Below are 19,837 nucleotides of genomic sequence, written 5' to 3'. Positions count from 1 at the left end.
ATGACGGAATATCTTGTCTTTCGGCTCTATGCCCCACTCGCTAGTTGGGGGGAGGCGGCGGTAGGTGAGACGCGCCCTACTGCGACGCATCCCGGGCGTGGTGCGATCTTGGGGCTGCTGGGTGCAGCTCTTGGCATCAAGCGAGAGGACGATGCTGGCCAGAAGGCCTTGGGTGAGAGCGTGCGTATTGCCATCAAGCAACGTTCTCCCGGTACTCTCTTGCGCGACTACCACACTGCTCAGGTTCCAGGATCTCAGGCCAAGGTGAGCTATCGCACGCGCCGCGATGAACTGAATGCTTCAGAGAAGGTGATCAATACCATTCTCTCTAGCCGCGACTACCGCTGCGACGGTCTCTGGACCGTTGCGGTATGGCTCTCTGAAGGTTCTGCCTACACGTTAGAGTCGCTCGAGGCAGCGTTGCAGCGCCCCCACTATTCGCTCTACCTGGGGCGCAAGTCTTGCCCCTTGGCAGCACCACTGGCACCTAGGCGAGTCGAAGCCACGCACCTTCGCGAAGCCCTCGATAGCGAGTTCGAGGCGGTGATTTCCGGTGAGAAAACGGCCCTGCGACTGACCGGAGAGGCACTGTACTGCTGGGAGGGAGGAGCCGCGCTACTGGATGGTGACAAGCATGCTGTGGAGTCTAGCGATGTGTGGGATCGGCCGCTCAACCGGCGCCGCTGGCAGTTTGGTCCGCGCACCGAGTTCCGGCGCTTCGTGCGAGTAGAGGAGGGACACTAATGTTTCTTTCACGTGTTCGCGTCGATCTCAATGGCCTCTCTCGCGAAGCCCTGTTCGACGTTATGCAGGGTGGCGCCTATGGTGCTCACCAACTGCTCTGGCAGGCATTTCCTGGCCACGATGGTGCTCGTCCCTTCCTGTTTCGTCAGGAGATGGAGGAGGACACCGAGCAGGGCAAGCCGCCGAAGGGATTACCGCTCTTCTATGTACTCTCCGACCGGGAGCCCATCCCCATTGCGGGCCTGCTCGATGTGCAGTGCAAGCCCTTTGCGCCGACGCTGAGGGAAGGCGAGCAACTGGCATTCCGGCTGCGTGCGAACCCGACGGTGGCGCGGCGAGTGGAGGGGGCCAGGCACTCGCCGCGTAGCGATGTGCTTATGGCCGCGAAGAAGCCCTTCCCTCCCGGTCAGCGAACTAGCCCCGAATGCGTCCAGGCGATGGATCAGGCGGCGCGAGACTGGCTGCGGACGAGGGCGGAAGCGCTGGGCTTTAGGCTGCCGGTGGATCCGGAGGTTGGGGCCTACCGTCAGCATTCGCTACACAAGCCTGGTCGGCGTGATGCCATCCAGTTCTCCACTGTAGATTATGAAGGCCTGTTGGAAGTCACTGATCCAGGGCGCTTGATCGAGGCCTTGGCGCAAGGCGTCGGGCGCGCCAAGGCCTTCGGCTGTGGCTTGATACTGATTCGCCGGCCATAGCGACACCTCACAGGCAGGGAGGCCAGTATGGGCTTTATTCCGCTCAAGCCGATTCCTATGAAGGATCGCATGTCGATGATCTTCGTCGGGATGGGGCAGATCGATGTGCGGGACGGCGCCTTCGTGGTGATTGACGAGGTCAATGGCGAGCGTATGCATATCCCGGTTGGCTCGGTCGCCTGCCTGTTACTGGAGCCCGGCACGCGGGTTTCCCATGCCGCCGTCAAGTTGGCGGCGACCGTGGGCACCCTATTGATCTGGGTAGGGGATGCCGGCGTGCGGCTCTATAGCGCTGGGCAACCCGGTGGGGCTCGCTCCGACAAGCTGCTCTACCAGGCACAGCTAGCGCTGGATGACTCGCTACGCTTGAAGGTCGTACGCAAGATGTTCGAGCTGCGATTTGGTGAGCCGCCACCGTCACGTCGCAGTGTCGAGCAGCTCCGCGGGATGGAGGGTGCCAGGGTACGCAAGACCTACCAGCTGATTGCCAAGCAATATGGCGTCAAGTGGTCAGGGCGCCGCTATGATCCTAGCCAGTGGGACGCCTCCGACGTTGCCAACCAGTGTCTTTCCGCCGCTACCGCCTGTCTGTATGGCATCAGCGAGGCCGCCATTTTGGCCGCCGGTTACGCGCCGGCCATTGGCTTTCTGCATACCGGCAAGCCAAAGAGCTTCGTCTACGATATTGCCGATATCGTGAAATTCGAGACGGTCGTACCCGCTGCATTTCGAGTTGCGGCACGCAACCCGCCGATGCCTGAGCGCGAGGTACGTATCGCCTGCCGTGATGCTTTCAAACAGGCCAAGATTTTGCAGCGGCTGATTCCCATGATTGAGGACGTCCTGTCGGCTGGGGAGATTGAACCGCCTCCTCCCGCTCCGGAAGCCGTGCCTCCAGCGATTCCCGAGCCGCCATCCATCGGTGATAGCGGACACAGGAGTGGATGATGGCCATGCTCGTGGTAGTGACTGAAGCCGTGCCGCCTCGTCTAAGAGGTCGACTTGCCGTCTGGTTGCTGGAGATTCGCGCCGGAGTGTATGTCGGAGATGTCAGTAAGCGAATCCGCGAAATGATCTGGGAACATGTCAACGTCCTGGCGGAGGATGGCAATGTCGTCATGGCTTGGGCCAGCAACCATGAGTCTGGCTTCGAGTTCCAGACCTATGGCTCAAACCGGCGCGAGCCTTGGGATCACGACGGTTTGCGTCTGGTGCGCTTTCTGCCTGTCGAGGCTAAATAGTTGATAATCCTAGATCTTTAAAAATTTAGTCTGTACAAAAAATAGGCAAAATCGTTGGTGGAATTTCTGCTGGCGATTTTCCTTTTGTAGATCAACTATCTACAATTAGTCCGATCCCCGCAGGCGCGGGGCTCAACCGATTATTCGATTCACTGTCGAGAAGATGCTAGACCGATCCCCGCAGGCGCGGGGCTCAACCGCTGAGCAATAAAAGCGGCCTCGCCAGCGGCACCCGATCCCCGCAGGCGCGGGGCTCAACCGAACTTCATAGCGGGGTGTAGTGGTCATGTCAACCGATCCCCGCAGGCGCGGGGCTCAACCGCCATGCCGGGTAACAAACTAATGCCCTGATGCCCGATCCCCGCAGGCGCGGGGCTCAACCGGTCGGTAGGCGAGAGGTCCGGGCCCATCGGGCCCGATCCCCGCAGGCGCGGGGCTCAACCGATCTTTATTGTCCTTGCCAAATATCGCTAACGCCGATCCCCGCAGGCGCGGGGCTCAACCGCCACATATCAAAAGAATCGGGCGAAAAGGCTGCCGATCCCCGCAGGCGCGGGGCTCAACCGCCAGGGGCTGACCGATGGCATGGACGAGGCCACCGATCCCCGCAGGCGCGGGGCTCAACCGGCGGCGGCTTGCTCGGCAGCGTGCGCCGTGGTCCGATCCCCGCAGGCGCGGGGCTCAACCGTGTTCAAGATGCTCTTCCGGCATATCTTTAATCCGATCCCCGCAGGCGCGGGGCTCAACCGTATCCGCTCTTGCCGCGCAGGTACTCGGCCGCCCGATCCCCGCAGGCGCGGGGCTCAACCGCCTTCAGTCGAGCGCCTTTATGGTTGGTGGGTCCGATCCCCGCAGGCGCGGGGCTCAACCGGGGAACCGGGATCCTTGGCAGTGGGCTGACACCCGATCCCCGCAGGCGCGGGGCTCAACCGGTAGACACCGGCGATGCTCGATAACCCCTCAACCGATCCCCGCAGGCGCGGGGCTCAACCGGACAGCTGGGAGCGGCTCAAGTCGGCCTGGAACCGATCCCCGCAGGCGCGGGGCTCAACCGCCGCCGCCCTGCTTGAGATTATCGATCGTCAGCCGATCCCCGCAGGCGCGGGGCTCAACCGACCATGCGAGGCTCCGCGCTGCATGGCACGTCCCGATCCCCGCAGGCGCGGGGCTCAACCGGCCGAGGAGGTGGACGGCCAGCATATCCTCGCCCGATCCCCGCAGGCGCGGGGCTCAACCGATTCATTAATGTTTCTACATCTTCTTTAGTCTCCGATCCCCGCAGGCGCGGGGCTCAACCGCCGCCCCAAGCCCTGGCCAGGAGGATGCATGACCGATCCCCGCAGGCGCGGGGCTCAACCGGACGGCTTCGTCCCTGGTCAGCGCGTGACCCCCCGATCCCCGCAGGCGCGGGGCTCAACCGCCGATGATTTCATTGTCAGTCGATTTGTTGTACCGATCCCCGCAGGCGCGGGGCTCAACCGGTTGAACACGTTGTCAGTAATGAAAGTACCGTCCGATCCCCGCAGGCGCGGGGCTCAACCGCAATCAGACCAATATCAGAGAAGTGATTTCCTCCGATCCCCGCAGGCGCGGGGCTCAACCGGCGTCGTCGCTGATGGCGTCTTTGCCGCCCTGCCGATCCCCGCAGGCGCGGGGCTCAACCGGCATCGCTAGGCAATCGCACGGTCACACGTAGCCGATCCCCGCAGGCGCGGGGCTCAACCGTGGTAATGACCCTCACCCGCGACGCCATTCTGCCGATCCCCGCAGGCGCGGGGCTCAACCGTCGTCACTGCTCCAGCGGCAATAGCTCATGCACCGATCCCCGCAGGCGCGGGGCTCAACCTCAAGTGCCTCGTGGCGAGGTCGTCAATATCGGCCGATCCCCGCAGGCGCGGGGCTCAACCGTCTCGCCCATGCTCCGCAGTAGCGCCCGCATTCCGATCCCCGCAGGCGCGGGGCTCAACCGCCTGCTCGACTATCTCGGCATCGGTTCGCGCCCCGATCCCCGCAGGCGCGGGGCTCAACCGCTCATGCCGACACCAGTTGCACGCTGCGCTGACCGATCCCCGCAGGCGCGGGGCTCAACCGCCGACGACCGCCCTGATGATCGCAGGCCTAGCCCGATCCCCGCAGGCGCGGGGCTCAACCGGATACGCACATAGAAAAGGCCCCGTCCGTGGCCCGATCCCCGCAGGCGCGGGGCTCAACCGCGGCCAACCTCGTCTCGAGCCTGATCGGCGACCCGATCCCCGCAGGCGCGGGGCTCAACCGACGCTTCATAATGGCTCCTACAGACTTCATTCCCGATCCCCGCAGGCGCGGGGCTCAACCGTTCTTCCATGATTGCTTTCTTAATGACTTTATCCGATCCCCGCAGGCGCGGGGCTCAACCGACAGAGACAGACTACAATCGTCGTCTCACTGTCCGATCCCCGCAGGCGCGGGGCTCAACCGCCAATCGCAACAGAGTCGTCGCAGTCCCTCCACCGATCCCCGCAGGCGCGGGGCTCAACCGATCTTTGTAACTTTCATATAATGACTGATCTTCCGATCCCCGCAGGCGCGGGGCTCAACCGCGACGGGGCCTAATATTGATCAGCTGTAGACGCCGATCCCCGCAGGCGCGGGGCTCAACCGGCTCATCAATGACAGTGAGTTCATGCGACAAGCCGATCCCCGCAGGCGCGGGGCTCAACCGCTTCAAATGGTGGAAGTTCCAAGATCCTGAAGCCGATCCCCGCAGGCGCGGGGCTCAACCGAGTTGGGCCGAGTATTATGAGAAGAATCGCGACCGATCCCCGCAGGCGCGGGGCTCAACCGACCCAACCCCTGCCCGCCATCGTGCGGGCTTTCCGATCCCCGCAGGCGCGGGGCTCAACCGGTCGCCGTCAGTCGGTTTAAATCGGAACGTCGCCGATCCCCGCAGGCGCGGGGCTCAACCGAGAGATCTGAGGGCGCCTCAGTCGGCATCATTCCGATCCCCGCAGGCGCGGGGCTCAACCGTTGGTCGAATGACCATCACTCCAGAGATGTTACCGATCCCCGCAGGCGCGGGGCTCAACCGGCCGAGGTGGCGATGATCCTCGCTCAGCTTGGCCGATCCCCGCAGGCGCGGGGCTCAACCGATATTGAGATTACATTGACTTTATCATAATCACCGATCCCCGCAGGCGCGGGGCTCAACCGAAAGTAAAGGGAAAGTAACAGTAGACTGGAATCCGATCCCCGCAGGCGCGGGGCTCAACCGCCGTCAGCAAATACTGCATCCGTTGCGGCCCGCCGATCCCCGCAGGCGCGGGGCTCAACCGTTGCCGGTATCCTTATCGCGCCCATACTTGCGCCGATCCCCGCAGGCGCGGGGCTCAACCGCCGATGATTTCATTGTCAGTCGATTTGTTGTACCGATCCCCGCAGGCGCGGGGCTCAACCGGTGATTCCAATGATTCTATCCCTAGCAATAGACCGATCCCCGCAGGCGCGGGGCTCAACCGACTCCACCGAATCGATGAGTTGCTGTTACAGTCCGATCCCCGCAGGCGCGGGGCTCAACCGCCGATGATTTCATTGTCAGTCGATTTGTTGTACCGATCCCCGCAGGCGCGGGGCTCAACCGCTCACACAGGGGTTCTGGCACAGATGGGTGATCCGATCCCCGCAGGCGCGGGGCTCAACCGTTTTATATTCTTATTTATCCAAATAGGATGAACCGATCCCCGCAGGCGCGGGGCTCAACCTAGAACAGCGATTAGCGTTGTTACGAATCAAGCCCGATCCCCGCAGGCGCGGGGCTCAACCGGTTCAGTGAGAATCGAGAACAAGATGAAATCGCCGATCCCCGCAGGCGCGGGGCTCAACCGCCATACAAGCTATTGAATTCTGTATCAAGATGCCGATCCCCGCAGGCGCGGGGCTCAACCGTCCATCGTCCACGTATCCATGCGCGGATTGTACCGATCCCCGCAGGCGCGGGGCTCAACCGATTCCCTAGAAACTTTGGCAATTGAAGTATGGCCGATCCCCGCAGGCGCGGGGCTCAACCGATATCCGCGATATTGTCTCCAATTGAAGCAAGCCGATCCCCGCAGGCGCGGGGCTCAACCGGCCGATATCGGTGAGCGTCACATTGATAAGGCCCGATCCCCGCAGGCGCGGGGCTCAACCGGTCGACCTACGATCGCGCAAGCTGCAGCAGCGCCGATCCCCGCAGGCGCGGGGCTCAACCGCCGAGGGTGCTCACGACGCCAGGTTAGTAGACCCGATCCCCGCAGGCGCGGGGCTCAACCGCCGATATGACTGACAAAACAGTTACCGTCCGCCCGATCCCCGCAGGCGCGGGGCTCAACCGTCTCAGTTCCTGATGGGCGACAATCACTGGTTCCGATCCCCGCAGGCGCGGGGCTCAACCGTCCGAGGCCGCCGCCTTCATCGAGTTCTTGTACCGATCCCCGCAGGCGCGGGGCTCAACCGCCTATTCTGTCAGACGGAAACTTTCATTGGGACCGATCCCCGCAGGCGCGGGGCTCAACCGCAATAACGCTGCGGTAGTTGACCCTTGCACCCCCGATCCCCGCAGGCGCGGGGCTCAACCGATTTCCGGGCCGTTTCTTTAACTCGCTCGACGCCGATCCCCGCAGGCGCGGGGCTCAACCGCGCCGCGGCGGACAAGGTACGTGCCTACTGCCCCGATCCCCGCAGGCGCGGGGCTCAACCGGCCGGATACGCGAGACCCTGCCCGTCATCCCCCCGATCCCCGCAGGCGCGGGGCTCAACCGACCAGCGACGCCGTCTATCGCTACGTGCGCGTCCGATCCCCGCAGGCGCGGGGCTCAACCGTGCCAGGCATCACCGAGACGGCGGCCGTTTCTCCGATCCCCACAGGCGTGGGGATGAACCGCCATGCAGGGCTCGAGGTTGTGGCAAGACCACCCGATCCCCACAGGCGTGGGGATGAACCGGAGTTGAACGCCGCCCGCCTACAGCTCGACATCCGATCCCCACAGGCGTGGGGATGAACCGGAGTTGAACGCCGCCCGCCTACAGCTCGACATCCGATCCCCACAGGCGTGGGGATGAACCGTAGTCGGGAGGCAGTCTCGCGAGGTCTACAGCCCGATCCCCACAGGCGTGGGGATGAACCGCCTGTAATGCGGCGCGTGGCCCAGTCGATGATCCGATCCCCACAGGCGTGGGGATGAACCGGGCGGCATAGGCTTCGTCAGCGTCAACAACGCCCGATCCCCACCGGCGTGGGGATGAACCGGCAGCGGGTAGGGCTGGCCAGGGAAGTGAAGACCGATCCCCACAGGCGTGGGGATGAACCGACGCAGGAGGCCAGCACGACGCGAAGCGATGGCCGATCCCCACAGGCGTGGGGATGAACCGCGGGACAAATCTCGGAGCGCTGTAAATGACCACCGATCCCCGCAGGCGCGGGGCTCAACCGGCCCTGATCCTCGATGCCGTCGAGTCCGAGAACCGATCCCCGCAGGCGCGGGGCTCAACCGTGCCAATGAGGCGTGCCGTCGTGGTGGGGCTCCCGATCCCCGCAGGCGCGGGGCTCAACCGTCATGTCAGCCCGGGTGGCCTTCGTGCGCGAGCCGATCCCCGCAGGCGCGGGGCTCAACCGCGCGAGCGCTACGCCGAGCTGATCCGCACGCTCCGATCCCCGCAGGCGCGGGGCTCAACCGGCCTGCTGTTCAGTTGGACGGCCCGCCTGTGCCGATCCCCGCAGGCGTGGGGATGAACCGGTGGTCTTCAGGTTGTAGAAGATCCCCTCGAGCCGATCCCCACAGGCCTGGGGATGAACCGAACGCGAGGGCGTCCATGTCCTTGGTGTCGACTCGATCCCCGCATGCGCGGGGCTCAACCGCTCACTGCCGGCGATAACGGGGCGGGCGGGTACCGATCCCCGCATGCGCGGGGCTGAGCCACAAAGCGGTAACGAGTTGATCTGAGCCAGGTCGGCCCTGGGGTGGCGGTGTGATTAGAGCTTGGACGAGCGACCACTGATCCGCTGATTGAGGCTGATGGGTTGTTCGCCGGCCTTGATGGCTAGCTTACGGTGCTCATCTGACGGATGCGGACGTTGAAACGCCCGAAAAATGACGTTACGCCAGCGGCTGGGGAGGTGATTCCCCGGCAGCTTGCATATCGGCCACCGCGTCGGCCACTACCGCCACGATGCCGTCGAGGGCTTCTCTCTGGCTGTTGGCCAGCCATGAAAGGCTGGGTAGCTCGGTGCATAGGCCGACGAACTGTACGTCTTCCGTGGACCAGCGGATGCGGTAGGCGTAATACGTATGGTTGACCATGTCGCTCCCCTGTCATTGTGGCCACCTTAGTTTAGTTGGATTTTTGGCGGCATCACTACCCACTCGGGCTCGTCGAATTCGCCGATCAGGCGGATCTCGCAGCAGGGCGCCGCGGAGCGGATGATCTCCTTTACCTGCTGGTTGGGCTGGGCTTCCATGGCGTCGCGGCTGGCCTTGCTGTCCCAGTGGGCGATGGCGATCAGGGTGCTGGGGTCGCCGATCTTGCGGTGCAGTTCGGTGCCGCGTGCCCCCGGCGCCTGCTGGATGATCTCGCTGGCGCGGACCCAGGCCTCGGCGTAGTCCTCGGCGCGGTAGCCGTCGCGGATATGCACTTCGAAGATGTATTTCATGGCGCTGCTCCCTGTCGCTGCTGCTGAGGCTTGGGTCTAGGGGCAGTGTATCCCGCCCGTTGTCCTTATCCAGCCGCTACGCTGATAGGCTATATGCAACAGCGGCAATGGACCGCCACCGACGATGAGGAGCGAGTATGTCCGATACCCCCTATGATCAAGCCTTGGCCGCCATCGATGCGCTGCACGCCGAGGATCCGCGGCACGTGGAGGTGGCGGGTGAGTCGCTGCCCCAGGAGCTGTTCTATGCGCGGCGCATGAGCGCCTGGCTGGAGACGCTGGCTGATTCGCCCAGCGAGCTGTTGCAGCTGGCGGTGCGTGCCCAGCACCTGCAGCGCTGGAAGGTGCCGCGGGAGGCGTATCCCGAGGGCCGGGTGGGCTATCTGACCTGGCGTCGCGACCAGGGCAAGCGCGCCGGTGAGACCACCGCGCGGCTGATGGAGGAGGCGGGCTACTCGGCCGATGACGCGGCGCGCGCGGCGAGCCTGATCCGCAAGCAGGGCCTGGGCCGCGACCCGGAGACCCAGGCGCTGGAGGACTGCGCCTGCCTGGTGTTCCTGGAGAACTACTTCGGCGATTTCTCACGCCAGGTGGAGCATGACCATCTGATCCGTATCGTGCAGAAGACCTGGAAGAAGATGTCGCCCGAGGCCCACGCGCTGGCGCTCGGGCTACCCATGAGCGAGGAGGCGCGAGGGCTGGTGGAGGAGGCACTGGCCGGCTGATAGCGCCAGGTGCCTAGGCGAGGCTGACGCTCAGCGTCTCCTCGGCCTCGCAGGGGTAGCCGTGGCGCAGGTGCAGGGTGCGCTCGTCGAGGGCCATCACCACCGCGAACAGGGTCTCCATGCGCTCGGCCTCGGGCATGCCCGGGTCGGTGTGCTTGCAGATCGACATGGGCGCGTTGTGGTGGTCGCTTAGCACCTCGAACAGCGCGCTGACGCTGGCCGCTGGCGGCGGGTCGAGCAGCTCGTCGAGCCGGCGCAGGCGCACGTGGGAGTCAGGCTTGGGGAAGTCGGCCACGCAGGCGGTGGCGGCCGCGGCGTAGAGGTGGTTGGTGTGGGTCACACGACCGTCGCTAGGTTCGAGCACCCCGGGCGGCCCGGGCTGGACCTCGAAACCGGCGGCCTGGCCGTCGGCGCTGGCCACCAGGAAGTGCGCCGGCGAGGCGACCCGATCCTCCTCGATGATGCGTTTCGCACCAGCGAAGCCGTCGCTCTCGAGGATCTTGCGCAGCGCAAAGTGAATCGGCAGGCCGTCGCCGCAGGTCTGCGAGCGGATGGCGTTGAGGCACACGCCGAGGCCGTGGGCGTTGAGGCCGATCTTGGCGACCATGCCGGCCTCGCCGACGCTGACCAGCGGCGGCGCGTCATTGCCCTCTATCTGCAATACCACCACGTTGTCGAGCTGGTCGGCGCGCCAGTCCCAGTTCTGGGCCAGCCACTGGCGGCCCTGCTGATAGAGCGAGAAGGCCGAGCAGCCGCCGCTGGCCTGGGTCAGCGATATCTCGCTGCGGCAGTTGAGGGTGAGGATGTCGTCGCGCTCGAGGCCGGCGCCCTCGGCGATGCCCGCCAGCTCATCGAGAATCGCCGGGAAGCCGCGCTCGATGGCGGGCACGAAGCGCTGCGCCTCGCGCTTGGCGGCAGCCCAGTCGAGTCCCACGAAGTCCTGGAACAGCCGGTCGTAGACCGCGATGCTGCGGCGAATCTGCGCGGCGTGGCGCTGGCCGTGGGCCAGGCCGATGGCGCGGCGGCTGCCGTGCAGGTGGGTCACGTCGAGCATGCGGGGCGCTCCTTGGCGAGGGAATTTCCTCCAGCCTACCGCGTGCAGCGTTGAAGTGCAGCGGGCGGCTTAGGGGGCAGGTAAAAACCGGCACGTTTTCAATGGGCTAGGAGGGTTCAAACGGTCGCTTGCGTTAACGCCGTAGCGCTTGTGTTTTTGCGTAAACACTTCCAGAGTTAGGGAGGCACTAATTTAACTGGCAACAGCGAGAACAACCATGAAGAAAGCTCTGTTAGCGATGGCGGTGGCTGCGTCCTCCGCCACGTTCATCGGTGCGGCGCAGGCCGACGAAGTGAAGATCGGGTTCCTGGGCGGCTTCACCGGCCCCATCGAGAGCCTCACGCCGCCGATCTTCGACGGCGCTCAGCTGGCGGTGCAGCATGTCAACGAGCAGGGCGGCATTCTCGGCGGCCAGACGCTGGTGATGCCGAATGCCGATACCACCTGCGCCGATGCCTCGGCGGCGTCCAACGCCGCGGACCGCATGGTCAATACCGAAAACGTCACCGCCATCGTCGGCGCGCTGTGCACCGGGGCCACCGTGGCCGCGGCCAACAACGCGGCGATTCCCGGCGGCGTGGTGATGGTATCGCCGGCCTCCACGGCCCCGGCGGTCACCGACCTGGACGACAACGACCTGGTGTTCCGCACCGTGCCGTCGGATGCCTTCCAGGGTGAGATGCTGGCCAAGCTGCTGATCAGCAAGGGCATTACCGATGTCGCGGTGACCTACGTCAACAACGACTACGGCCAGGGCCTGGCCAATGCCTTCAACGAGACCTTCGAGGCCGAGGGCGGCATGGTCTCGGCGAACGAGGCGCATGAAGACGGCCGCGCCGACTACCGCTCGGAGCTGGGCTCGCTCTCCTCCGGCGGCAGCGAGACGCTGGTGGTGCTGGCCTACGCCGACGGCTCGGGCCAGACCATCCTGCGCCAGGCCTACGAGAGCGGCATGTTCACCCAGTACGTGGGTGCCGACGGCATGGTCGGCGACAGCCTGGTCGAGGCGATTGGCGCCGACGTGCTCGAGGGCATGATCGCCACCCGCCCGGGCAGCCCCGACACCCCGGGAACCGAGACCTTCGAGGCGCTCGCCGCCGAGGCCGATATCGACCCCAGCGCGGTGTTCGCCGCCCAGGCCTACGACGCCGCCTTCCTGCTGGCCCTGGCCATCGAGCAGAACGGCAACGCCGAGCGCGAGGGCCTCTCCGAGGCACTGCGCAGCGTGTCTTCCGCCCCCGGCGAGCAGATCCTGCCCGGCGAGTGGGAGAAGGCCGTGGAGCTGATCGCCGCCGGTGAAGAGATCAACTACGAGGGTGCCTCCGGCAGCCACGAGTTCGACGAGAACGGCGACGTGCCCGGCGTGGTGGTCGAGATGGTCGTGCAGGATGGCCGCTTCACCAGCCAGGGCTTCCTCGAGGCCGACGAGCTGTAACACGCCGCTGCTAGCGGTAGCTGAACGTGAAACGCCCCGGCCTGTGCCGGGGCGTTTCACGTTAGGGGAGCACCCTCACTGGTGGTGAGGCACCTTCTCCGGCATCAGGCCGCGCGGCGCGTAGCGCAGCACCAGCGAGATCAGCAGGCCGATGACGAACACCCGCGCCTGTAGCGCGCGACTCGAGATGTTCGACGGCGGCTCCCAGCCGAACCAGCCCTCGCCGATATACACCGCGATGTTCATCAGGAACAGCGCCAGCGGCTCGGACATCAGCCAGATGATGTAGACCAGCACGGCGCCGAAGATGGTGCCGAGGTTGTTGCCTGGGCCGCCGAGGATCACCATCACCAGCACCAGGAAAGTGTGGTTGAGCGGCAGGTAGCCCTGGGGGTCGAAGATGCTGTTGAAGTTGGTCAGCGCGGCGCCGCCGATGCCCATCAGGATGCAGCCGAAGACGAAGATCTCCAGGCGGCGCTTGTTGATGTCCTTGCCCATTGCCGCGCTGGAGACCTCGTTGTCGCGGATGGCGCGGATCATCCGCCCCCAGGGGGCGTGGTAGGCGCGGTGCAGCAGGAAGAAGATGCCGGCGATGACCACCGCGGTAAGCGACAGGTAGATCGCTCGCGCCAGCACGAAGCCCAGGTCGCTGGGCCCGGGCGTGGGCCACGGCAGCGGCGAGACGGTGGCGGTGCCGCGGGTCAGCCAGTCGGAGTTCTTGAGGAACGCCTTGATGATCTCGGCGATGCCCAGGGTGGCGATGGCCAGGTAGTCGCTGCGCAGCCCCAGGCAGATATGCCCAATGAAGTAGCCGATGAAGCCGGCCAGGGCGCCGCCGGCGATCCAGCCGATCCACGACGGCAGCCCCAGGCCGCCGATGAAGCCGGCCTGGGACTGGATCTGGCCGGTCACCCCGCGCAGCATGCTGATCACCACCAGGTAGAGCACCACCGCCAGCAGCACGGCGATGACGGTGCGCAGCTTCTTGGGCACGCCGAGGCGGTCGAGCTTGGTGGCGCCCCACACCAGCAGCACCGAGGCCACCAGGTAGAGCAGCACGCGGCCCAGCTCGCCGGGCAGCTGGCTGTCCCAGAAGGCGTCGTTGACCGGGATACCGAAGAACATGGCGCAGAAGCCGCCCAGCGCCACGAAGCCCATGACCCCGGCGTTGAACTGGCCGGCATAGCCCCACTGGATGGTCAGGCCGAGGGCGATGATCGCGTAGCAGGCGGCCTCGACCAGCATGCGCGTGCTGTAGGCCGGCCCCATCACCGCATAGACGCCGAGGATGGCCACCAGCAGGCCACCGAACAGCAGCAGCTCGCGGGTGGGAATGCGAGGGGAGACAGTGCGATCCTTTGTGTTGGGCGTTGTCATCAGATCACCTTCCCTTTGAAGATACCGGTGGGACGCCACACCAGGATCGCCACCAGGATGAAGAACGGCACCACGATCTTGTACTCGGTGCCGACGAAGGCCAGGTTGCGCGGCAGCTCCAGCCACTCGGGGAAGTGCTCGGCAATGGGCCGCAGCAGCACCGCCCAGTTGAACACCGCCAGGGTCTCGGCGAAGCCGACCACGAAGCCGCCGGCAATCGCGCCGTAGGGGTGGCCGACGCCGCCGACGATGGCCGCGGCGAAGATCGGCAGCAGCAGGAAGAAGCTCAGGTCGGGCTTGAAGGTCACGTCCATCGACAGCAGGGTGCCGGCCACCGCGGCCAGGCTGCCGGCGATGATCCAGGTCACCGAGACGATATGGTTGGTGTTGATGCCCGAGGCGCGGGCCAGGTCGGGGTTGTCGGACATGGCGCGCATCGCCTTGCCGGTGCGGGTCTTGCTGAGGAACAGGTGCAGCCCGACCACCGCGGCGATCACCAGGATGAACAGGATCACCTGGGGCTCGGTGACGATGATCGGGCGCGTCACCGCCTCGAAGGGCAGCTCGAGGCGGTAGATCTCCTTGCGCTCGGCGACGTACATGTTCTGCGGGCTAGTGCCGGCGAACAGGCGCAGCAGGCCTTGCAGCATCAGCGTCACGCCCAGCGAGCCGATGACGATGACGATCGGCTTGACGCCGTGGGCGCGCAGCGGCTTGTAGAAGGCCTTGTCGATGCCCACCGCGATGGCCGCCGTCACTACCATGGCGATGGGCAGCATGACGATGGCGGTGGGCAGGCCCACCACGCTGCCCGCCCCGGGGAAGGCCAGGCTCAGCAGCAGTACCACGAAGGCGCCCAGCGTCATCATGTCGGCATGCGCGAAGTGGGCGAAGCGCATGATGCTGAACACCAGCGTCACGCCGATCGCCCCCATGGCGTAGATCGAGCCGGTCACGCTGCCGGCCACCACCACGTTGTTGATGAAAAACACCAGTTCGTTCAAAGCGACATCTCCTGCGTTGGCGCGCGGGCCACTGTTCTTGTGTCGGTCTTGTCGGCGCGGCGATCAGCCGCCCAGGAAGCTCTTGGCGACCTCGGGGTCGTTGAGCAGCGCCTCGCCGGTATCGGTGAAGCGGTTGTGGCCGGCGGCCAGCACGAAGCCCTTGTGGGCAATCGCCAGCGCCTGCTTGGCATGCTGCTCGACCATCAGGATGCCAACCCCGGCGGCGTTGATCTTCTTGACCCGCTCGAATATCTCGTTCATGAACAGCGGCGACAGCCCGGCGGTGGGCTCGTCGAGCAGCAGCACGCTGGGCTCGACCATCAGCGCCCGACCCATGGCGACCATCTGGCGCTGGCCGCCGGAGAGTTCGCCGGCGGGCTGGCGGCGCTTCTCAAGCAAGGGCGGGAAGAAGTCGTAGATCTGCTCGAGCATGCGGCTGACGCCTGACGGGCGGATATAGGCGCCCATCTCGAGGTTCTCCTCGACGCTCAAGCTGGGGAAGATGTTGTTCTCCTGGGGCACGAAGCCCATCCCCAGGTGCACCAGCTTGTTGGGCGCGAGGTTGGTGATCGGCTCGCCGCGCAGGCGGATCTCGCCCTGGTTGACCTGCAGCAGGCCGAAGATCGCCTTGAGCATGGTCGACTTGCCGGCGCCGTTGGGGCCGACGATGACGCCGATCTCATCGGCCTCGATGCTCATGTCGACGCCGTTGAGGATGTTCATGCCGCCGTAGCCGCCGTGAACGTCCCGTGCTTCGAGTAGGGGCATGGTGGGTTCCCTGGATATTGTTCGTTATGCGGCGGCCTAGGCGGCGCCGGCACCGAAGTAGGCTTCGATGACCTCGGGGTTGTTCTGGATCTCCTCGATCGAGCCCTCGACCATTACCCGGCCCTGGGCCAGCACGATCACCGGGTCGCAGAGCCGCGCGATCATGTCCATGTCGTGCTCGATGACCAGGAAGGTATAGCCCATCTCGCGGTTGAGGCGCTCGATGTTGGTGATCAGCTCGCCGAGCAGGGTGCGGTTGACCCCCGCGGCGATCTCGTCGAGCAGCACTACCCGGGCGTCGGTCATCATCGTGCGGCCCAGCTCGAGGAGCTTCTTCTGGCCGCCGGAGAGGTTGCCGGCCAGCTCGTTGCGCACGTGGCTTAGGCCGATGAAGTCGATCACCTCCAGCGCGCGCTGGCGCACCTCGGTCTCCTGGGTGCGCACCTGGCCGGGCTTGAACCAGGCCGAGTAGAGCGACTCGCCGAGCTGCTTGGGCGGCACCATCATCAGGTTCTCCAGCGCGGTCAGCTGGGAGAACTCATGGGCGATCTGGAAGGTGCGCAGCAGCCCCTTGTGGAACAGCTGGTTGGCCGGCAGGTTGGTGATGTCCTCGCCGTCGAGCAGCACCTGGCCGCTGTCCAGCGGCAGGGCGCCGGCGATGATGTTGAACAGCGTCGACTTGCCGGCGCCGTTGGGGCCGATCAGCCCGGTGATCGAGCCGCGTTCGACGCTGATCGAGCAGTCGTCGATGACCGTCAGGCCACCGAAGGCCTTGTTAACGTGCTTGACGTCGATGATGGAAGGCATGAAGTGTCCCGCGAAGCGTTGCTGTTGTTATTGGCATGCGGCGCCGGGCGGCCGGCCACCCGTGGGTGGCCGGCCGCGGCATCAGCGCGCGTTGCCCTCGACCAGGAAGGTGCGGCCGGCGGCGAAGGCGCCGACGATGACGATAGCACCCAGCGTGGGGATCAGATAGCCGTCGACCTGCGGGATGGTGCGCAGGAACACGAACGACACCGCCGCCGGCGCCACGAAGCGCACCAGGAAGCGCCAGGTCTTGAACCAGCCGTCGCTGGTGCGCAGCTCCTTCATGACCTCGCTCTGGGTCAGCGCCCAGCCGGCGAACAGCGCGATCAGCAGGCCACCCAGCGGCATGAAGATATTGGTCAGCAGCTCGATGAAGTCGAAGGCACTGCGCCCGAACAGCGCATGGAAGATGGTGCCCTCGGCCCACACGTTGAAGCTGACCACGGTGAGCAGGCCCATCATCCAGGCGCCCAGGGTCACCAGGCTCACCGCCTTGGGGCGGGTCAGGTCGAAGCGCTCGACCAGGAACGCCGCCACCGGCTCGATCAGCGAGATCGACGAGCTGACCGCCGCGCCCAGCACCAGGATGAAGAACACCCCGCCGACCAGTGCGCCGAACGGCATCTCGGCGAAGGCCAGCGGCAGGGTCACGAACATCAGGCCGGGGCCCTGGCCGGTCTCGAGGCCGGCGCCGAACACCAGCGAGAAGATCGCCAGGCCGGCGACCATGGCCACCGCGGTGTCGACGAAGGCCACCGCTACCGCGGTGCGGGTCAGCGAGGCCTCGCTGGACATGTAGGCGCCGTAGGCCATGATCGCGCCCATGCCGAGGCTCAGGGTGAAGAACGACTGGCCCATGGCCTGCAGCCAGCCCTCGAGGCTCAGGTCGGCGATATTGAAGGTGAACAGGAAGGTCGCGGCAGCGCCGATGTCGCCGTTGGCGATGCTGTAGAACAGTACCACCAGCAGGATCGCGAACAGCGCCGGCATGATGATGCGCAGGCCGCTCTCGATGCCCTTGTGGATGCCCATGCCGACGATCAGCGCCGAGGCGATGATGAACAGCGTGTGGTAGAGGGTCAGCAGTCCCGGCGAGGCCAGCAGCGCATCGAAGCCGGCGCCGATGGTCTCGGAATCGGCGCCGATCAGCGCGCCGGAGAACATCTGGCCGGTGTAGTGGATGGCCCAGCCGGCGATCACCGAATAGAAGCTCAGGATCAGGAACGCCGAGGCGGCCCCTAGCCAGCCGATCGACTCCCAGGCCCGCGAGGTGCCGTGGGTCCGGGTCAGGTGGCGCATGCCCATGATCGGACTGCGCCGGCTGGTGCGGCCGAGCATGGTCTCGGCGATCAGGATCGGGATGCCCACTGCGAAGATGGTCAGGGCGTAGACCAGGATGAAGGCGCCGCCGCCGTTCTCACCGGTCAGGTAGGGGAAGCGCCACAGGTTGCCAAGGCCCACCGCCGAGCCGACCGCGGCCAGCAGGAAGGTGCCCTTGTGCGTCCAGACGTTATGCGTACTCATGTCGTGTGTCCTGAAACGGGTGCATTGGCCTTGTGAGCCATCGTGACCATGGCCGCACGGGATGGTGCGGCATGGCAAAAACATGGCGAGCGCGGAGTTTACTCGCCTGACAGGCATTCGTTAAGAGGGCGTTGGCCTCGTTCTCCCGGCGTCAGTCGTCGCTGTCGTCGGCATCCGAATCGTCGCTGGGCTGCGGCTCGAAGGCGCGCGCCGCGTCGGGCAGGCGCACGGTGTCGCCGAGCATCAGCTTGTCGCACGACTTCATGCGCTCGCCGCTGGCCGGGTCGATCAGCGCCACCACGTCGCCGATGCTGGTGCCGTCGACGTAGGCGGCCACCTTGATGCGCACCACCATGCCTTTGAGCCGTGCCGAGAGCACGTCGCCGGCGCCGGGCTCGACGTAGCGCTCTGGGTGATTGGCGAAATGGTCGGCGACGCTATCGCGCCCCGGGGCGTCCCACTCCACGTGCTTGTGCATCGGCTGGCCTCGCTCTCGAACGTGCGTTTGTCACCCCAAGAGTAGACAGGTTTCTGCGTCACGAAAAAAGCCCACCTTGGTGGTGGGCTTCAACGCTGTGCTGGCGCGCGGGGGTTAGAGGTATGCATCAGCCGCCGAGATGCTGTTTCACACTGGCAAAGGCGTCGAGTGCGGTGTCCAGGTCGTCGCGGCTGAAGGCCGCCGACATCTGGGTGCGGATGCGCGCCTGGCCCTTGGGCACCACCGGGTAGGAGAAGGCGGTGACGTAGATGCCGCGCTCGAGCATGGCGTCGGCGAAGCGCGCCGCCAGCGCGGCGTCGTGGAGCATGATCGGCACGATGGGGTGCTCGCCGGGCAGTAGCTCGAAGCCGAGGCGCTCGAGGCCGGCGCGGAAGTACGCCGTGTTGTCGGTCAGCTGCTGGCGCAGTTGGCCCGAATTCGCCGCCAGTTCGACGGCCTTGAGCGCGCCGGCGACCACCGGCGGCGCCACGCTGTTGGAGAACAGGTAGGGCCGCGAGCGCTGGCGCAGCAGTTGGATGATCTCGCGCCTGCCGCTGGTATAGCCGCCGCTGGCGCCGCCCAGGGCTTTGCCGAGGGTGCCGGTAGTGATATCCACCCGCTCGAGGCAGCCGTGGTGTTCCGGGGTGCCGCGTCCGCCCTGGCCCATGAAACCGGTGGCGTGGCAGTCGTCGACGTGGACCAGGGCGCCGTAGCGCTCGGCGAGGTCGCAGATCTCGTCGAGGGGAGCGATGTAGCCGTCCATCGAGAACACCCCGTCGGTGGTGATCATGATGAAGCGTGCGTCGTCGCGCCGGGCGGCCTCGAGCTGCGCCTCGAGGTCGGCCATGTCGCGGTTGCGATAGCGGTAGCGCCTGGCCTTGCACAGCCGCACGCCGTCGATGATGCTGGCGTGATTGAGGGCGTCGGAGATCACCGCATCCTCGGCGCCGAGCAGGGTCTCGAACAGCCCGCCGTTGGCGTCGAAGCACGACGGGTAGAGGATCGTCTCCTCGCTGTGCAGGAAGTCGCTCAGCGCGCGCTCGAGCTGCTGGTGCAGGCTCTGGGTGCCGCAGATGAAGCGCACCGAGGCCAGCCCATAGCCCCACTCATCGAGGCCTGCCCGTGCCGCGGCGGCGACCTCGGGATGCTGGGCCAGCCCCAAATAGTTGTTGGCGCAGAGGTTGAGCATCTCGCCCTGGGGCGTGCCGATGCGCGCGCCCTGGGCGGAGGTCAGCGGCCGCTCGTGCTTGGTCAGCCCGGCCGTCTCGATGGCCTCGAGCTCGCGCTGCAGGTGGTGCTGAAATTCGCCGTACATGTG

15 protein-coding genes, 1 pseudogene and 1 CRISPR repeat array are annotated in these 19,837 nt (G+C 65.7%); of the genes and pseudogenes, 6 read left to right on the top strand and 10 right to left on the bottom strand.

From position 1 onward, the window contains the following. From BWR19_18120 to BWR19_18105, 4 genes are read left to right on the top strand one after another with little or no spacing between them, the layout of a single operon-like run. Positions 1-744: a type I-E CRISPR-associated protein Cas5/CasD gene (locus BWR19_18120; protein ID APX94683.1), complete on the top strand. Its 744-nt coding sequence runs from the start codon at positions 1-3 to the stop codon at positions 742-744. Further along, positions 744-1,442: a type I-E CRISPR-associated protein Cas6/Cse3/CasE gene (locus tag BWR19_18115; GenBank protein ID APX94682.1), complete on the top strand. Its 699-nt coding sequence runs from the start codon at positions 744-746 to the stop codon at positions 1,440-1,442. Before BWR19_18120 ends, BWR19_18115 begins: the two co-directional genes overlap by 1 nt. A 27-nt stretch (positions 1,443-1,469) precedes the next feature. Further along, positions 1,470-2,390, top strand: coding sequence for a subtype I-E CRISPR-associated endonuclease Cas1 (locus BWR19_18110; protein ID APX94681.1), 921 nt, complete (start codon positions 1,470-1,472; stop codon positions 2,388-2,390). Next, entirely contained in the window at positions 2,390-2,683 is a 294-nt protein-coding gene (locus tag BWR19_18105; GenBank protein APX94680.1) for a type I-E CRISPR-associated endoribonuclease Cas2, read from the top strand. The genes BWR19_18110 and BWR19_18105 overlap by 1 nt, the downstream gene beginning before the upstream one ends. Positions 2,684-2,793: 110 nt before the next feature. Next, positions 2,794-8,616: a CRISPR direct-repeat array (repeat unit 29 nt; unit sequence CCGATCCCCGCAGGCGCGGGGCTCAACCG). A gap of 53 nt (positions 8,617-8,669) precedes the next feature. Here BWR19_18105 and BWR19_18100 read toward each other — a convergent pair. Together BWR19_18100 and BWR19_18095 are read right to left on the bottom strand one after the other, a co-directional pair. After that, positions 8,670-8,997, bottom strand: a pseudogene (locus BWR19_18100) (hypothetical protein). A 26-nt stretch (positions 8,998-9,023) separates the two neighbouring features. Further along, positions 9,024-9,347 carry an antibiotic biosynthesis monooxygenase gene (locus BWR19_18095; GenBank protein APX94679.1) on the bottom strand — a complete coding sequence of 108 codons (324 nt, stop codon included), beginning with the start codon at positions 9,345-9,347 and terminating at the stop codon, positions 9,024-9,026. Positions 9,348-9,484: 137 nt separating this feature from the next. Here BWR19_18095 and BWR19_18090 point away from each other — a divergent pair, with 137 nt between their 5' ends. Beyond that, complete coding sequence (locus BWR19_18090; protein APX94678.1) at positions 9,485-10,072, top strand: hypothetical protein; 588 nt, start codon at positions 9,485-9,487, stop codon at positions 10,070-10,072. A gap of 13 nt (positions 10,073-10,085) precedes the next feature. Here BWR19_18090 and BWR19_18085 read toward each other — a convergent pair whose 3' ends face one another. After that, positions 10,086-11,126 carry a peptidase C45 acyl-coenzyme A--6- aminopenicillanic acid acyl-transferase gene (locus BWR19_18085; protein APX94677.1) on the bottom strand — a complete coding sequence of 347 codons (1,041 nt, stop codon included), beginning with the start codon at positions 11,124-11,126 and terminating at the stop codon, positions 10,086-10,088. Positions 11,127-11,343: 217 nt separating this feature from the next. Between BWR19_18085 and BWR19_18080 the strand changes: the two genes are divergently transcribed. Further along, positions 11,344-12,561, top strand: a complete 1,218-nt coding sequence (locus BWR19_18080; GenBank protein APX94676.1) for an amino acid ABC transporter substrate-binding protein — start codon at positions 11,344-11,346, stop codon at positions 12,559-12,561. A 75-nt stretch (positions 12,562-12,636) separates the two neighbouring features. Here BWR19_18080 and BWR19_18075 read toward each other — a convergent pair whose 3' ends face one another. The 7 genes from BWR19_18075 to BWR19_18045 all read right to left on the bottom strand — a co-directional run bounded on the left by BWR19_18075 (position 12,637) and on the right by BWR19_18045 (position 19,834). After that, complete coding sequence (locus tag BWR19_18075; GenBank protein APX94675.1) at positions 12,637-13,938, bottom strand: branched-chain amino acid ABC transporter permease; 1,302 nt, start codon at positions 13,936-13,938, stop codon at positions 12,637-12,639. Further along, entirely contained in the window at positions 13,938-14,942 is a 1,005-nt protein-coding gene (locus tag BWR19_18070; protein APX94674.1) for a branched-chain amino acid ABC transporter permease, read from the bottom strand. Before BWR19_18070 ends, BWR19_18075 begins: the two co-directional genes overlap by 1 nt. Before the next feature lie 63 nt (positions 14,943-15,005). After that, complete coding sequence (locus tag BWR19_18065; GenBank protein APX94673.1) at positions 15,006-15,710, bottom strand: ABC transporter ATP-binding protein; 705 nt, start codon at positions 15,708-15,710, stop codon at positions 15,006-15,008. 36 nt (positions 15,711-15,746) lie between these two features. Beyond that, positions 15,747-16,517: an ABC transporter ATP-binding protein gene (locus tag BWR19_18060; protein ID APX94672.1), complete on the bottom strand. Its 771-nt coding sequence runs from the start codon at positions 16,515-16,517 to the stop codon at positions 15,747-15,749. 81 nt (positions 16,518-16,598) lie between these two features. After that, on the bottom strand, positions 16,599-18,041 hold the full coding sequence (locus BWR19_18055) for a sodium-dependent transporter (GenBank protein APX94671.1): 1,443 nt from the start codon (positions 18,039-18,041) through the stop codon (positions 16,599-16,601). Between the two features lie 151 nt (positions 18,042-18,192). Continuing rightward, positions 18,193-18,519, bottom strand: coding sequence for a hypothetical protein (locus tag BWR19_18050; protein ID APX94670.1), 327 nt, complete (start codon positions 18,517-18,519; stop codon positions 18,193-18,195). Positions 18,520-18,646: 127 nt separating this feature from the next. Continuing rightward, positions 18,647-19,834 (bottom strand): glycine C-acetyltransferase, encoded by a 1,188-nt coding sequence (locus BWR19_18045; protein ID APX94669.1) that lies wholly within the window; start codon positions 19,832-19,834, stop codon positions 18,647-18,649. Positions 19,835-19,837 lie beyond the last annotated feature (3 nt).

It is taken from the genome of Halomonas sp. 1513 (assembly GCA_001971685.1).
Taxonomy (GTDB): domain Bacteria; phylum Pseudomonadota; class Gammaproteobacteria; order Pseudomonadales; family Halomonadaceae; genus Franzmannia.
The sequence above is the reverse complement of the archived record's forward strand: the minus strand, read 5'-3'. Positions and strand labels throughout refer to the sequence as shown.